Source organism: Frankia sp. R43 (assembly GCF_001306465.1).
GTDB classification, from domain to species: domain Bacteria; phylum Actinomycetota; class Actinomycetes; order Frankiales; family Frankiaceae; genus Parafrankia; species Parafrankia irregularis.
On the sequence record NZ_LFCW01000001.1, the window covers coordinates 620140 to 636643 of the forward strand.

The following is a 16504-nucleotide window of genomic DNA, read 5'->3' on the forward strand; positions in this document are numbered from 1 at the left end:
TTCCGATCATCACCGGCCGGCAGGTTGGAACCAACGTCCGACGGCGCATCGTCCCGGGCACAGCCCGTCGCCCGATAGGGCAGCCGGGAAGGCGGCCGGCACCGGACGCCGCCAGAGGCCAGCCGGGCGGGCAGCGCCTGTACGGCTTTCCAACCGGGCCCGTCTACCTGGTTCGGGCCTCGCGGGCTGCGCGCGCTTCGCGATCACGTCTTTCCCGGATCTCGCTCCTGATTCTCGCCGCCAGATCCACCGAACGCCCGACCATGCGCCGGTACCGGGCTTCATCCGAGCCGAAGAGACGCCATCCGCTCCATGAGCCCCAGGGGGTGTCACTTCTCGTGCCGTTGGCACGGGCGTTCAACGGAGCGAAGTTGTCGAGCATGTTGGCGACCTCAAGCTGCGATGCGGGGAGCAGCTCGACGAAGCCTGGCATGTTGACGATCTCGATCAGCGGCACGATGTGATCCGCTTCGAGATCATCGACCGGCGCACCGAGGCAGTCCCGCTGGTCGTCGGCAGCCGCGAGTGCGCGCACATGCGCCCTCGCAGCTCTGTCCGGGGAGAGGTTCCCGCCCCGGATGCGGGCGTAGGCCGCGCTCGGCGCCTCGTGGGTCAGGAGCCGCGCATCATCTCCCATGTCTCCCAACAGGTTCCGCTCGGCATCCTCGATCCCGGCGACCAGAGCGGCAAGCTGCTGGTTGAGCTCCCGCGCTCGGGTGTTGTCGTTGGCGTCGAGCGCCGCCTTGCGTTCGGCGGCAGCAGTCAGCACCGCCGCACGATCGCGCAGTACGCGGGCGACCTCCGCGTTCCAGGCCGGCCAGCGCGCCTCGATTCTGGCCTGGGCGGCGCCGACCCGGTCACGGAACGCCCGGTCGGCCTCGTCCTTGCGCCTGGCGGCTTCCGACAGCTTCCGAGGCTTCGGAGCAGCGACCAGCAACGCGTCCGCGCGGGTCTGGGCGGGAACGGGCCCGGTCTCCGAGTCCTTCTCGGGGGCCTCGGCATCCAGCCTGGCGGATGCCTCCAGGTGGCGCCCGACCTGCCGCATCAGTTCCTGGACCCTCGGGTCCGAGAGACCTCGCAGCTCTCTGATCTCGTTGACCTTCGCGATCAGCTCGCGGAGCTCGGCCCTTGCCTCCTCGCTGGCGGTCAGTTCGGCGCTTGCCCGGGCCGCCGGCAACGCCCTGACCTCGCTTCGCTGGATGTGGACATCCAGGCCGGACCCCGCGGTCACGGCACGTCCGCTGTAGGTGTGACCGGCCGCCGTCACGCTGATCGAGGCGACAACGCGACCATCCCCAGCGGCATCCGGGGAAGCCACGGGTTGACCACCTGCCGTGGCGCCGGTCGGAACGGCGGCGCTGGTCTGGCCAGCCGCGCCCTCCGCACCGGGCCCGTCCGTGGAATCACGCCCGGGACGAAGCCGGCCGAGGATGCGCCGGCCCAGGGAGGCCAGCCAGTCGGCGACGCGGTCGAGGGCGCCGTCGACGACACCGCGGACGCGGCCGACGACGTCCCGTACCGGGCCGGCGATGTCGCCGAGGCCGAGCAGGCGGGCGAGGAAGCCGAGGACGACCGGGACGCTGCGGGCGAGCGCCTGCTCGACGGCGTTCGCGGCGTCCCCGATCGAGCCGGCGGCGATCTTGGCGATGGAGTCGAAGACCGAGCTGGCGAAGGCGGCGAGCTGCTGGGCTCGTTCGATGAAGAACTGGACGGTGTTGTACGCGGCGATGATCGCCTGGATGACGGCGCCGGCCGGGTTGAACATCGAGATCAGCCGGGTGACGGCGGCGCCGACCACGGAGCGGGCCACCCAGTCGCGGATGCCGCCGAGCACGGTGTCGAGCAGGCCCGTCGCCGATTCCATGATCTTGTCGACGACGGCGCCGAGCCCGCCGGTGATGATCCGCTGCACCCAGTCGACGGCGGTCTCCATCGCGCGCACGACCCGCTCGCCGAGCAGCCGGACCAGCCGGGTACGCAGCGCCGACCAGCTCAGCCCGAGCAGGTCCAGCACCACCGAGACGATGCCGTTCAGGTCGAGGCGGGCGGGTATGCGCACCGCGCCGCGCAGGGCGCCTGTCAGCCAGCCGAGCAGCCCGGACTGCAGATGCGTCCCGATGTTGCCGACGAACTGCCCCAGGCCGGTGCGTACGGCGGCGGCGAGGTTGCCGGCGAAGCGCACCGGGTCGTTCACGATCGTGCCGAGTACGTCACCGGCGCGCCGGATGATGGCCATCACCTGCTCGCCGGCACCGCCGGCCAGCGCGAGCGCGCCCTCGAAGACGAACTCCATGACCTTGCCGGCCGCCGAGCGGGCGAAGCCGAGCAGGGCCTGCAGCGGCGGCCCGAAGACGCCGGCGATCTTCGCCCAGGCACCGGCCGGGTCGGCGAGGTCGGTGATGTCGAGCGCGTCCCAGGCCCGGCTGAACAGGGCGCGGATCGCCTCCCAGCTGAGCCCGAGCTTCGGTACCTCGGCCTCGAACCAGGCGGACGCCCGCTCCAGCGCGCCCGACCGGTTCAGGTTCTCGAAGATCTCCTGGCCGCGCGGCACCAGCTCGAGGAAGCCTCCGACCACGGTTGCCGCGGAGCGCGGCACCTCCGCCCCGGTGAGCACGTCCCGGCCGAGGACAACACCGAGCAGCTTGTAGCCGGGCATCCGGTGCGCGTAGGACGTCAGCCCGGACAGTGCCCTGTCCCGCGCCCCCGCCGCCAGGTCGGACACTCCGGCGGTCACGTCGTCGAGCAGGCCGCGCGACACCGTCACCGCCGCGCCGTTCGCCGCGGGCGCCGGCCGGCGGGACACCGCCGGATCCCGGGACACCGCCGGTTGGCGGGACGGTGAAGGCCGCCGAGGTGCCGTAGCGGGCTGGGACGCCGAGGAGTGACGGTACGCCGACGGCTGGCAGGAAACCGGCGGCTTTGCCACGGCCAGCCCCGGCACCCCGGTGCGAAGCCGCCCGTCCGAGTCTGCCTGCTCGCGCTGCTCACGCAGCAAGGTGGCCGCCGCCCGGTTCCCGGCGCTGCGCTGCAGGCCGAGCAGCGGATGCCCCGGGGGTGGAACTGACCGGGGTGATGCCAGCCGGTTGGCAGCCGGCCCTGGCCGGTCAGCCGCCGGGTGCCGGACCGCTGCCGGGTGCCGGCCGGCTGGCGAACGCCGGTCAGCCGCGGTGGGCGGCATCAGAGTCGATGCCGTGGTCACATGCCCTCCGCGGGCTCTTCCTCCTCCGGCAGCGGAGCGGCCTCACGGGCCACCTGGGCGCCGACCGCGGCGGCCTCCCGCTCGGCAGGGTCGTCCGGATGGCTGACCGTGCCGCCGGGCCCGCCGGCACCGCTCGTCTGCTGCACGACGTGGGTGAGCTCGTGGGCCAGCAGACCGCGCCCGGTCGGCGAGGTCGGGTCGTACCGCCCGGGCGAGAAGAAGACGTCGGAGCCAGTGGTGAACGCCTCCGCCTGCACCGCTCGGTTCAGGGTCGCCGCCGCGCCGTCGGTGTGGATCCGCACGGCGGACAGGTCGGCACCGAGATGGCCTTCCATCTCCGCCCGCACCGGCTCCGGAAGCGGTGAGCCGGCACCCCGCCGCGCCTCGATCGCCGCTCCGATCTCCGGGTCCAGCGGACCGGCGCCCTGCGAGCGCAGGGCACTGCGCAGCACCGCCATCGCGGCCCCGGATGACCGGCCGCCCTCGACCAGCGAGGAGCCGGCCCGCAGCATGTTCCCGACCGCCGCGTTACCCACCTGTGCGTGGAGGGCTGCCGGAACCCGCTCCCGGCCGACCGCGGCGGGCCGACGCGCGGCCGGCGCCACCGAGCGGCCGTCAAGCTGCTCGTGTTCCATGGAAGGCTCCTCCCGGAGACGGACGCATCGATCGGTTCCCACGGCAGGCAGCGCCGTCCCGCGCGCGGACAATGGACGTCCAGAAGGCGGCCGGCTTTCCGTAGGCCGACATCTCCACCGAACAGTGTGGCCGTTCTGCCAGCACGCGAAAACCTCGGTGCCCGTCCGCACGCCGGAGGATGCCCGAACGGGCAGCCACCGGTTCACTCGCGGTGTTCAGCGTGGGATCAGCGGGAAATAAGGGCCGAACTCGTCGGCGAGGCAGAGGCGGCCGAGTTTGCGGTATTCGAGCGCGACCGCGGTGACGATCTCGCGCATGTCCACCACCTGGCCGTTCGCCGCGCCCAGGTAAGCCGCGGTCACCGCCGCGTTCCGGATGTCGCCGCCGGCCAGCCCGAACGCCTTCGCGCAGAACTCCAGGTCGACGTCGGTGGCCAGCGGCACCCCGGCGAGCATCCGCCGCCACAGGGCGAGGCGCTGCTCGGCGTCCGGCCGGGTGAACTCCGCGACCACCGACAGCCGGCGGCGGAACGCGTCGTCGAGGTTCGCGGCCAGGTTCGTCGCCAGGACGGCCACCCCGTCAAACGACTCGATTCGCTGCAGCAGGTAGGCGACCTCGACATTGGCGTAACGGTCGCGGGCGTCGGAGACCTCGGAACGTTTCCCGAACAACGCGTCGGCCTCGTCGAAGAACAGCACCGCGTTCAGCCCCTCCGCGCCGACGAAGATGCGTTCCAGGTTCTTCTCTGTCTCGCCGATGTACTTGTCGACGACCCCGGACAGGTCGATGACGTACATGTCGACACCGAGGGCGCCCGCGACGACCTCCGCGGCCATGGTCTTACCGGTGCCCGACTCTCCGACGAAAAGTGCGGTGACGGCCTCACCTCGCCCACCGCCGCGACGCAGCCCCCAGTCGTCGAGAACCCGGCCGCGGTGGGCCGCCCGTCCGGCCAGATGGCGCAGGGTGGTGAGGGTGCGCGGCGGCAGCACCAGATCATCCCAGCCGACCGCCGGGCTGATCCGGCGGGCCAGCCGCTCCAGACCGGTGGCGTTCTGCGCCCGTGCCGCCGCCACCAGCCACTCGACCCGCGGCGGCGCGGCCGGCCGCGCCGCCTGCGACCCCTGTCGCTCCGGCGACGGCTGCGGCTCCAGCGGCTCCGGCAGCTCCTGCAGCTCCGGCAGCTCCTGCAGCTCCGGCAGCTCCGGCAGCTCCGGCAGCTCCGGCAGCTCCGGCAGCTCCGGCGAATCGTGCTCCGGGCCGCCTTCCAGGACGCGGGCGGACAGCCGGGAGGCGGCGACCGCCCGGCGCACCTGGCGGGGCGCGAGCCGCAGGGACGCGAGCTCGGCGGGCATCGGCGCGCCCAGCTCGGCGGCCCACACCGCGGCCTGCGCGCCGGCCCCCAGCGCGAGCACGTCATCGATCAACGGCACCGGTCCGGGGGTCTCCGGATCCCACGCGCCCCGCCCGTACAGCACCACCGGCAGCGGCGGCAGCGTCCCATCGCCTCCGGCCGCGGCGCGGACCACCAGCCCGCGCGCCGCGGGGTCGAGCATTCCGGTTGGGCCGGCGACCAGTACGGCCCCGGCCAGTCGTGCCTCCCGGACGGCGGCAGCGAGCGTCGCCGCCACACCGCCGAACCGGTCGGCGGCCGGCACGGCACCGGAGCCTGAGCCACCGCCCGTGCCGATCTCCCCGCCCTCGCCCGCCCCGACGTCACCGCTGCCGGTGGCCCCTCCGGCCGGGTCCGCGACACGGGCCAGGCCCGGCGCGGAGAGATCCAGGCCGAGGGCGCGGCGCCCGGCCCGGCGGCAGGCGGACAGCGCGGCAGCGAGGCCGTCCGCACCGGGCGTGGTCCGCAGGTACACGAGCCTCGGGTCAACAAGCCCGGCGTCAACATGCCTGACGCCGTCCGGCCCCGCTTCGTCCAGCCCGGTGTCGGACGGCCGGGCGTCGGCCGCCGGACGATCCTGGCGCACCGGCGGGTCCGGCGGGCTCGGTGGGCTCGGTGGGCTCGGTGGGCTCGGTGGGCTCGCTGGGCTCGGTGCCGTGCTGAGGAAACGGGCCACCCGCCGGACCACCGGATCGTCGACGTCCGGTGCGTCGGTCAGCACCTCGGCCAGCGCCGGGCCCGGGTCATCCACGCCGAGCAGGTGGGCGGTGACCCGGTCCGGCACGCGCAGCGACCTGGTCAGGAACGGGCGGTCGGCGTCCTCCACGACGAGCAGCCCAGTGGCGAGCAGCGGGGCGCCGGGCGCGCACCGGGCGCGGGCCGCGCCGTCGAGCGGCGAACGCCCGCACAGTTCCAGGGCGAGGCCGGGACTGGCCCGGCGGCGGGTCACGTCGTCGTGCAGATAGCCGTAGAGCTTCTCGAACCGGGCGTCCAGGTCCGGGGCCAGCGCGACCAGCAGGATGTCGACATCGAGCCCGCTCAGCCCGCAGCTGCCCGCGAGCTCTCGAAGCCGCAGCCGGCTGCCCCGCTCCCGCGCCGCCGCGGCGGCCCGCTCCACCTCGGCCGCGAGATCACCCGAACCCGCGTTCTGATCGCCTGGAGCGGGAACGGCCGGATCGGCCGGGCCGGGTGCTTCCGGCGGAGCTGGCGCGGCCTGGGCCGGGGTGCGGAGCAGGAGGGCGTCGATGTGGCCGTCGCTGAGGTAGAGGCCGCGGAAGGCGTCGTCGGGCTCCGGGTCGACGGCGCGCCGGGCGGCGACGGCGCCGCGGACCCGGGCCTCGACCACGGCGAGCCGGCCCAGCAGATCGGCCAGCGAGTCGTCCCCGTGCACGGTGGCGCTCAGAGCTCCTGGACGCGCCGGGTCCGCGGACCGGCGCCCGCCGGCCTGCTCCCGGGCGGTGGCGGCACGGCCGGCGCGCGCGGGTCGGTGGCCGAGGCGCGCAGGTGCACCTCGGGGTCGGCCGCGACCAGCCTGCGCACCGGTTCGACCCGGGCGGGGTCGAACGGCGCGACCACGACGAGGTCCAAGGAGGGTTTGAGCTCACCACCGAGGGCGTTCCACACGTCGGCGATGCCGCGGTCCGCGCCGGTGGGCAGCGCGAGCTGCAGCAGCACCGGGATCGGCTGGTCGACCAGTGCCCCGCGCAGGTACTCGGCGGGCACCGCGTCGTGCCGCAGCAGGGCGGCGAGCAGGACGGAAAGGAGCCGGTGCTCGTCCTCCGGGCGGGACGTCCACGCGGTGAGCAGGTAGGACAGCCGCAGCCGGCGCGGCGGCGGCCGGCGCGCGACGATCCGGCCGGCGCCGTCCCGGACCTGCTCGAAGGCGATCTCGCGGCGCGCCACATCCTCCCGGATGTCGTAGAGGAACGCGTCGATGCACGGCCCACCGCGCCGGGCCGCCCATTCCCGGGTCGGAGCGTCGAAGAGGACCTCCGTGTCACCGCCGGCCACGGCTTCGGCGGCGAGCAGCGCGGCGAGCGTCGCGTCCACGTCATGGATCATCGCCTCAGACGGTGGCATCCGGGCACCGACCGCCGCAAGGACGCACCCGGCCCGTCCGCGCTGCCCGTTCGGGCTGCGTCTTCGGGCTGCGTCTTCGGGCTGCGTGTTCGGGCAACGAGACGAGGCGAAACATCTGCGCGTGCGACGGTTCCGCCCGCCGCGTGATCGACGTAGCGTCGGCTCATGGCGAGGTACAACGCCGCGGACATCTACGGCTACGCCCGCGCGGCGGGTTTCACCCCGGACCAGGCGGTGACGATGACCGCCATCGCCCTGGCCGAGTCGGGCGGTGACAGCTCCGCCCACGCGACCCGCGGGGAGGACTCCCGCGGACTGTGGCAGATCAACATGGACGCCCACCGCCAGTGGGCCGACCAGAAAGCCTACGACCCCGCGGTCAACGCGAAGCTCGCCTACGAGGTCTCCCGCGGCGGCCGGGACGTCTCGCCGTGGACCACCACCCACGGCCTGGATGACGCCCGTTACCTCGACTACCGGGCCCAGGCCGAGCGGGCGGCCCAGCTGGCCGGTGAAGGCGAGGCCCACGGCAACTGGGCCGGGACGGCCGGCTACGGCCATCAGCTCACCGCCGCCGGGGACGCCGGCGGCGGCCACCTCGACGAGACGACGGCCCGTTTTCTGCAGGCAGCGCTCGCGCAGGCCGGTGACAAGTACGTCTACGGGGCCGAGGCGCACCTCGACGACTCCGACCCGACCGCGTTCGACTGTTCGGAGCTGACCCAGTGGGCGGCCGCGCAGGCGGGTGTCGAGATCCCCGACGGGGCCGCGGCCCAGTACGAGGAGCTGCGCACCCACGGGCAGGAGATCTCCGTCGACGACGCGCTGCGCACCCCGGGCGCGCTGCTGTTCCGCGCCGACCCGAACGGCTACATCAGCCATGTGGCGATCAGCCTGGGTGACGGCCGCACGATCGAGGCGCGCAACTCGCGCCTGGGGGTCGGTGTGTTCGACAACCGCGGTGACTGGCTGAACCGGGCCGCGGTGCTGCCGGGGCTGTCCGGCCCGGTCGGCGCCGGGGCACCGCCCGGCGGGTACTCGAGCAGCTCCCTGGCCCTGGCCGGCGGGGTCGGCACCGAGGCCGGCGGGGCGGACAACGACGGCGACGGCCTCACCGACGCGCTGGAGAGCCAGCTCGGTACGGACTCCGCTGCCGTCGACAGCGACCACGACAACCTGTCGGACATCTACGAGCTGCTGCGCGTGGGCTCGGACCCGACGTCCGCCGACTCCGACCATGACGGCCTGCCCGACTCCGCCGAGCTCGCCCTCGGGAGCAGCCCCACGAACCCGGACAGCCTCGGTGCCGGTCACCTCGACGGGGCGACCGGGCCGACGGCGACGCTCGACAGCGATCACGACGGGCTCAGCGACGATCTGGAGCGGGTGCTGGGGACGGATCCGAGCCGGATGGACTCCGACGGTGACGGCCTGCTCGACGGCGCGGAGCACCAGCTCGGCCTCGACCCGCTGGCCTTCGACCACCTCGACCCCGCCGGCACCGATGCCGCCTCCGGTTCCGGTTCCGGTTCCGGAAGCAGTACATCCCTCACCCATCATGTGGACACGGGTACCGGCGGCCTCGACGGACACACGGTCCTTTGACTCGCCAGTCAGAGCAGGCCCTGGCGGAGGGCGAAGGCGACCGCGTGGGAGCGGTTGCGCAGCCCGAACCGCCGCGTGACGTCCTGCAGGACGTTCTTCACGGTCCGTTCCGAGTAGTTGAGGCGCCGCCCGATCTCCTGGGTGTCGTGCCCTTCGGCGACCAGGCGCAGCACCGTCAGCTCACGTTCGGAGAGCCCGGAGAAGGTGAGCCCGCGCGGCGCCAGCACCTGCGTGGACACCTGCTGGACCTGTCTCAGCAGCGAGCCGAGCATGTCCGGTGGCAGGTAGCCCTCACCGGCGGCGGCCCCGCGCACGGCGGCCAGCACCGCTTCCGGGGTGGCGGTGGCGCGGCGCAGAAGCCCGACGACGCCCGCCTCAACGGCGGCGGTCAGGTCGTGAGCCTCCAGCTCCGCGACGACGAGCACGACGGGCACCCCACCCTGCTGCAGCTCACGCACCATTCGCAGGGTGCGCTCGTCGGTGCCCTGCGCGCTCACCAGGACCACGTCGGCCGCCCTCGGATCACCGCCGGCACCGGACGGGTTCGGCCCACCCGGCGCCGCACCGTCGTGGGCCGGCCGCACCGGTGTGGCGCCATGCTCGCGGCCCCGATCGGGTTCCGCGGTGAGCTGGACGGGACGCAGGTACGACGGCCGCCCAGCCGCACCCGGCCCGGCACCGCCGGCGCCGGCCACGGCCACCGCCGCCTCGGAACCACCCCCACCCGCGCTCACGGCGACAGCTCCGGGCAGCCTCTCGACGATCTCGATGTCCGGGCAGCCACCCAGCTGGGCCGCCAGACCGGCCTGGGTGATCGGATCGCTGGCACGGAGCAGCACTCGGATGCGGTGGGGCATGGTCCGTCCTCCCTGTCGTTGACGACCACGTATCGCACAGCGCACTCAAGGTCGGCTCGTCCTCACGAACCGCTCAAGGAACGCTCATGACGGGCCTCGGCGCGGACTCAAATCCGGCGCGTCCGGCATCGGCACGTCCGGCGCACCCGGCGCACCCGGCACACCCGGCCGCCGGCGGGCCTTCGGCCGCGATCCGGCTGCTCGACGCGGTGGCCGCCGAGGCCGGGCGGCGAGGCCGGCCGGACCTGCAGGTGCGGCTTGCCCGGGAACGCGGCCGGCTGGTCACACCGGACGCCCTGGTGGTCGTCGCGGGCGAGTTCAAGAAAGGCAAGGGCACCCTGGTCAACGCCCTGCTGGGGGCGGCGGTGTGCGGCACCGACCCGATCTCGACCACGCTGGTGCCGACCGTGGTCGGCTACGCCCCGCACCCGGCCGCGACGGTGCGGCGCGCCGCCCGATCCTCCCCGGGTGACGCACCGACCGGCGGGTCACCGCCCACAGCGGCACCACCGGCCGAGGCTCGGTCTGTCGAGGAGCCGTCCCTCGAGGCGGTGTCCATCGAGGCGCTGCACGACCTCGTCCAGGGCCCGCCGGCGGCGACGCGCCTCGCGATCGGCTCCAGTTCCGGCACCGGCACCGGCCTTGGTACCGGCCTCGGCTCCGACACCGGTCCGGTGAGTTCGGCGCAGGTCGGGGTCCCGCGGCAGCTGTTGGCGCAGGGTCTGACCCTGCTCGACACCCCGGGGCTGAACGGCGGACTGGCCGACGGCCACGCGGCGGCGACGCTGGACGCGGCCGTCAGCGCCGACGCCGTCCTGTTCGTCTCCGACGCCGGGCAGGAACTCACCGCCCCAGAGCTGGACCTGATCCGCCGGCTCGTCCGGCAGGGCGCGACCGTGCTGCTCGCGATCACCAAGATCGACGCCTGCCCGCACTGGCGCCGTGTGGTCGCGGCCAACCGGGAGCATCTGCGGCGCGCGGGTCTGGACCTCACCGTCTTCCCCCTCGGCGCGCCGCTGCGGCTGCGCGCCCTGCGCGACCACCGGCCTGATCTCGACACCGAGTCCGGCTACCCGGCGCTGGTGACCCATCTGCGCCACGAGATCGTCGCACCGCGCCGGGCCCGCCTTGAACGGCTGGCCCGCGCCACCGCCGCCGACGCGCTGCGCCAGCTGCTCACCGAGCTGGAGACCGAACGGACAGCACTCGCCGATCCGCGGCATGACGCGGGCGACCGGGCGACCGGCCTGGCCGCCGCCGTCCGCGACGCGAGTCGGATGGGTGAGCCCGCCGCGGTCTGGCGGCAGGAGCTGTCGCAGCAGTACCCGGAGATGACCCTGCGGTGCAGGGACGGCCTGGCGGCCAGCATCCGGACGTTGCACGCCAGAGCGGAGGAGAAGATCACCGCGAGTGATCCGTCCGAGCAGTGGGACGAGCTGCGCAGCTGGCTGTTCCAGGCGGTCAACGAGACCCTGCTGGACCACCGCCAGCAGATCCGCTCCGAAGGCACGACTCTCGTCGACACCGTCACGCAGGCGTTCGAGGCCGCCGCCGGCCCCGTCCGGGAGCTGCTGGCCACGGCGGTCGACCGGCCACTGCCCACGGTCGAGGACGTCCGCGGCCTCGAGTTCACCCAGTCGACCGGTTTCGATCTGCTGGCACAGGGCGCACGCGGCGGGAGTGTCGGGATGGTCATCGTCTCGGCTGGTGGGGCGCTTGCCAGCATCGCCGGGCTCGCCGCCCTCACAACGGTGCTCGCCCCGGTCGGAATCGGGGCGCTCGTGATGCTCGGGCGGCGCACGATCGCCTCCGTCCGCGCGAACGAACGCCGCGCCCACCAGGCACATGCCAAGGAAGCCGCGCGGCAGTACATCGAACAGGCTGGAAGGATCATCGCGCAGGACGCGACCGTCGTCTGCGAACAGCTCCGCGTCAGCCTGCACCAGGCCCTGACCGGGCTGGCCACGGAGCTGACGACCGAGGCGCGGCGCAATCTGGCGGCCGCCGAGCGGGCCGGTCGGGAGACCGAGGAATCGCGCCAGGCCCGGCTCGCCGTGCTGGACAGGGACATCGCCCGGCTGCGCGCCGTGACGGAGGCCGCCGGCGCACCCGGCGCCGGCGACCCGGCCGGCGCCGCCCGAGCGGCCCGAGCGGGCAGAACGGGACGGGCAGGACGGGGAGCTGCCAGGTGACCGGCCACACCGGTCACACCGGTCACACCGGTCCAGGCGACCCCGCCGGCCGCCCTGGGAGCCTGCGTGCGCTGGTTCGCGCTCTGCTCCTCGACACGCTCGACGCCTGTCAGGGATGCCCCGCCGAACCGGTCCTGCGCGAGGAGGTAGACCGCTTCGACGGGCCGCTGCGGGTCGCGCTCGCCGGCCGGGTCAAGGCCGGCAAGTCCACACTGCTCAACGCCCTCGCGGGCGAGCAGATCGCGGCGACCGACGCCACGGAGTGCACCCGGATCGTGACCTCCTACGCCGCCGGTACGCGCGAGGCGGCCTGGGCCTACCTGCGGGACGGGTCGGTGGTCGAGGCCCGGCTAAGCCGCACGGCGGGCAGCGCACATGTCGACCTGGCGGGGCTGCCCGGTGGGGCCGGTTCCGCGGGCACGGCAGCCCCCGGAGCCGGCGCGGCCGGTCCCGGCGTGGAGGCTCTGCGGGTCGAGCTGCCGGGCCCGCGGCTGCACGGCCTCACCCTCATCGACACGCCGGGCATCGCCTCGTTGTCCGTGGAGCTCTCCCGGCGCACCGAGAGTTTCCTGACCAGGGGCGCCCGCCGGCCAGCGGCCCGCCGGCCCGGCGGCAGGCCTGCTGGCGACGTGCCCCCCGGTCTCGGCACGGCCGGCTCCGGAGCCGCCGGCCCCACACTGGCCGGTGCGGACGCGATCATCTACCTGCTGCGTCACCTGCACGCGGCCGACGTCGACTTCCTGGCCTCGTTCCGGCGGACCGGGCTCGGCGAGGCCACCCCGGCGCATGCCATCGGGGTGCTCTCCCGGGCCGACGAGATCGCTCCCGGACGCACCGATTCCGTGGACGTGGCCCGCCGGGCCGCCGCCGCCATCGGCCGCGACGAACGGGTCCGCGCCCTGGTGCAGACCGTCGTACCGGTCGCCGGCCTGCTCGCCCAGGCCGGCACCCGGCTGTCGGGCGACGAGCTCGGCCAGCTGCTGGCACTCGCCGCCGAGCCCGCCGCGGACACCGACGACCTGCTGCTGTCCGTCGACCGGTTCGTCGCCCCGGCCGCGTCGACATCCGTCGCCGCGCCGGTGCGGGCGCTCCTGATCGACGGCCTCGGCCTCGCCGGCGTACGTCTCGCCGTGGCACTGGCCCGGCTCGGGTACGCCCGTGACCCGGCCGAGCTCGCCGCGGAACTCACCGCGCGCAGCGGCCTGCCCGAGCTGACCGAGCTGCTCCGCGGGCAGTTCACCGACCGCGCCGACGTCCTCAAAGCCCAGCATGCGCTGCGCGTCCTGGACGGAGTTCTCGGCGAAGGCGCCACGGGCGAGGCCACCGGCGCGGACGGGCCGGTGGGCCCGCCGCCCCGACTGCTGGCACTGTTGCGGGCCCGCCGCGAGCAGATCGAGGCCGGCGCGCACGAGCTCGCCGAGCTGCGCCTGATCGGCGAGCTGCGCACCGGCACGGCCGACCTGCGCGGCCTGGACGGTGGGCGGCGCGACGAGATGGAACGGTTGCTCGGCGCCGCCGGGGTGGACGTGCGGACCCGACTCGGCCTGCCCGCCGACGCCGACGCCGCCGAGATCCGGCCGGCGGTGCTGGCCGTCCTGGGCAGCTACCGCCAGCTGGCGGAGAACCGCCTGCTCCCCCAGCCGACCCGCCGCGCCGCGGCCATCCTGCGCCGCACCTGCGAGGGCCTGCTGCACGCCACCACCGGCGGCTGATCCGCCGTCGTCCACCCGACGCCCGCGCGCCGTCGGCGACGGCGACGGCGACGGCGACGGCGACGGCGCTATTCGACCCGGGGGTTCACCCAGGCAGCCCAGTCCTGTGCGGCGTCGCCGAGCGCATCCACCCGGATAACTATCGCGGTGGCGCCGCTGACACCGGACAGGTCGACGTCGACGGTCGGCATGTAGCCGTCGGACTGGATGTCTTCCTGACTTACCAGCGAGGCCGAGACCCGGCCGTCCGGATAAACGGCTTTGACACTGAACAGGACGCGGCCGACATTACCTTGCTGAGCCTTGACGAATCCTATCTGGGCACGGAATCTCTGGCCGTCGACGATTGCCTGCGGAAGGTCGAACTGACCGGTTATCCAGCCGTCCGAAGCCCAGTTCGGATGCGTTGCCATATAGGTCGGGGAGGTGTTGTTCTCCAACAGGTACCCGCCGTTGCTGACGTTGACATCGCCCTGGGTCTGGCCCTCCTGTCCGAACGCCGGCGTGCCCGCGCCACTGCGCCAGAGTGCGCTGCTGGCGTGTGGAATCAGCTCGAAGGGCTCCGGGCGGGCGACCGTGACCACGACGTCCTGCGAGGTGTCCGTCGCGGTCAGCCCCGCCGTGTCGGTGACCTTGACCGTGACCCGGTAGGTGCCGGCGGCGGGAACCGTGAACCGCGCGGTGTTCACCCCCTGCGGCTGCGCGCTTTCGGGCGATCCCGCGGGGGCGATGCTGAACTCGTAGTCGCGCAGCGCCGCGGTGCCCTGGGTCGCGGCGGCGGTCGCGTTCACCACCAGCTCTCCTGGCACCGTCGAGGCTGTGACCTGCACCGTCGGCGCCACCGACGCCGCGGCGACCGTCACCGGCCGCGTCACCGAATCACTCCGGCCGGCCCGATCCGTGACGGTGAGCCGGACGGTGTAGGTCCCGGCGGCGGCATAGCGGTGGGTACCGGTCCGCGAGGTCGCGACCGCGCCGTTGTCGTCGAAGTCGATCCGGTAGTCGCTGATCGGCTCCGAGCCGGCTGTCGATCGGGAGGCGTCGACGTTGACGACCAGCGGCGCACCGCCCGAGGCCGGTGTCACGGCCAGCACCGCCGTCGGGCCCCGTTTCCCGTTCTCCTGCGTCTGCGTCGGGCTGGTGGGGAGGGTTGGAACGGTCGGGGTGGTTGGGATGGTCGGGGTGGTTGGGATGGTCGGGGTCGAGAGGTGCGTGGGTGGGGGCGTCGGGGTGGGTGTGGGCTGCGCCGTGACGGTGATTCCGGCGACCGGTGCGGCCCTACGGCCGTCGGCGAGGGTGACCTGGGCCGAGACCGTGTACTGCCCGGCTCGTGACCAGCTGTGCGACACCGCGGTGCCGCGGCCCCCACTGTCGTCGCCGAAATCCCAACGCACGGCGCTGATCCGGGCCCCGTCCGCCGCGACCACCCGCAGTGCCACCGGCTTCCCGACCGCGACCACGCCCGCCGACCGCTCGATCGCCACGGCGCCGCTGGCCGGATCTGACGGGCGCCGGGTGGGCGAGGGCGTCGAGGGCTGGCTCTGCGCCGGGGTGGTCGGCCCGCCCGACGAGCCGGGCGACCCCGACTGCCCTGACCCCGGCGGCCCCGGCTCGCTCCCCTGGCCGTTGATCAGGTCGACCTCCGGCCGGTCGGGGTCGTACTTGTTGATCGAGGTCGTCGTGCCGTCGATGTGGACCACCCCGGACCGTTCGCTGGCCGGATCGTTGTAGAACACGAACGAGCCGCCGGGTACGAGCTCGAAGCGGGTGCCGGGCGGCAGGACCTTCGCCCGGCGCGGCTGGTCACGGGGCCGGCTGAGATCCACGACGAAGATCTCGCCGGTGGTGAAGTCCGGCACGAACACCCGGCCCGCCACCTCCAGCGGCGGGCCGAGCTCGTCATCGGCCGCGCCGAGATCGGCCGCGACGTCACAGGACCGCCGGGCCAGGTCGCTGACCAGCAGCACACCACGCCGCCCCGAGGCGGTGTAGAGGCGTGCGCTCTCCGGGGAGCCGGTCACCACGGCCGTCGTGTCGGCGGGGTTCTCCGCCAGGCAGGTCGCCGCCCCGAGGCTGCCGTCGGCCTCCAACGGCCGTACCGAGCTCCCGGCGACGACCACCGCCCTGCCGCCGGCGACCACCAGCCGGGCGCCGTCAGGGTCGACCGCCGCGGCCCGGCGGTCCGCCTTGCCACGATCCAGCCAGACCAGGTCACCCGAACCGGCCTCGATCAGCCACAGCCGGCCGGATCCGTCCACCGCCCCGCCGCCGGGCACGATCCTCGAAGCCAGAGCCTGGCTCGGCCGGGGCTGCAGTGACCGGCTGTCCGCCGCCGTGACCAGGCCGGACTGTTCGGTGAAGGCGAACAGTCCGGCGCCGTCGCCGCTGGGAAAGAGCTTCATCCGCTGGCCGGGCTGGGCGAACCTGACCGGCTTGGACGGCTCGTAGGTGATGCCGTCCACGCGTACCACGCTGCCGGTGACGCCGTCGGCGACGAAGGCGTCGGCCCCGGCCTGAGCCGAGGTCAGATCCGCGTTGGCTCCGGCGACCGGCACCTGCGTCACCACCTGCGCGGACGCCCCGTCGATCAGGGCGGCCTGCCCGACCTTCGACGACACGAGCCAGGCCGCGCCGTCCTGCAGCGACACCTTCACCGTGCGGTCACCGCGCCCCGACAGGACGACCGCGACCGCGCCGAGAACGACCACGAGCGCGAGCAACGTCGATCCCAACCGCGCCGGTCCCAACCGCGCCCAGACGACCCGCGCCGGCCCAGGGCCGGCGCGGCCTGGGCCGCCGAAGGATCGCCGCCGCGTTGTCATTCTCGGTAT

9 protein-coding genes are annotated in these 16504 nt (G+C 74.2%); 3 read left to right on the forward strand and 6 right to left on the reverse strand.

Going from position 1 to position 16504, the window contains the following annotated elements:
• Positions 1–163: 163 nt before the first annotated feature.
• The 4 genes from ACG83_RS02165 to ACG83_RS02180 all read right to left on the reverse strand — a co-directional run bounded on the left by ACG83_RS02165 (position 164) and on the right by ACG83_RS02180 (position 7307).
• On the reverse strand, positions 164–2803 hold the full coding sequence (locus ACG83_RS02165) for a hypothetical protein (protein ID WP_152991235.1): 2640 nt from the start codon (positions 2801–2803) through the stop codon (positions 164–166).
• Positions 2804–3195: 392 nt separating this feature from the next.
• A complete protein-coding gene (locus tag ACG83_RS02170; protein WP_054564464.1) occupies positions 3196–3834 on the reverse strand; it encodes a DUF4157 domain-containing protein in 639 nt (212 codons plus the stop codon).
• Between the two features lie 216 nt (positions 3835–4050).
• Positions 4051–6618: an ATP-binding protein gene (locus ACG83_RS45920; protein WP_054564465.1), complete on the reverse strand. Its 2568-nt coding sequence runs from the start codon at positions 6616–6618 to the stop codon at positions 4051–4053.
• 8 nt (positions 6619–6626) lie between these two features.
• Entirely contained in the window at positions 6627–7307 is a 681-nt protein-coding gene (locus ACG83_RS02180) for a DUF4255 domain-containing protein (protein WP_054564466.1), read from the reverse strand.
• Between the two features lie 165 nt (positions 7308–7472).
• On the opposite strand from ACG83_RS02180, the gene ACG83_RS02185 reads away from it, so the two are divergent.
• Positions 7473–8912, forward strand: coding sequence for an NlpC/P60 family protein (locus ACG83_RS02185; protein ID WP_054564467.1), 1440 nt, complete (start codon positions 7473–7475; stop codon positions 8910–8912).
• Between the two features lie 8 nt (positions 8913–8920).
• Here the strand turns inward: ACG83_RS02185 and ACG83_RS02190 are convergent, their stop codons facing one another.
• On the reverse strand, positions 8921–9769 hold the full coding sequence (locus ACG83_RS02190; RefSeq protein ID WP_054564468.1) for a response regulator transcription factor: 849 nt from the start codon (positions 9767–9769) through the stop codon (positions 8921–8923).
• 86 nt (positions 9770–9855) lie between these two features.
• Here ACG83_RS02190 and ACG83_RS02195 point away from each other — a divergent pair, with 86 nt between their 5' ends.
• On the forward strand, positions 9856–11961 hold the full coding sequence (locus ACG83_RS02195; protein ID WP_063792965.1) for a dynamin family protein: 2106 nt from the start codon (positions 9856–9858) through the stop codon (positions 11959–11961).
• On the forward strand, positions 11958–13673 hold the full coding sequence (locus ACG83_RS02200) for a dynamin family protein (protein ID WP_054564469.1): 1716 nt from the start codon (positions 11958–11960) through the stop codon (positions 13671–13673). Before ACG83_RS02195 ends, ACG83_RS02200 begins: the two co-directional genes overlap by 4 nt.
• A gap of 68 nt (positions 13674–13741) precedes the next feature.
• Here ACG83_RS02200 and ACG83_RS02205 read toward each other — a convergent pair whose 3' ends face one another.
• Positions 13742–16495, reverse strand: a complete 2754-nt coding sequence (locus ACG83_RS02205; protein WP_152991236.1) for a PKD domain-containing protein — start codon at positions 16493–16495, stop codon at positions 13742–13744.
• Between the last annotated feature and the right edge of the window lie 9 nt (positions 16496–16504).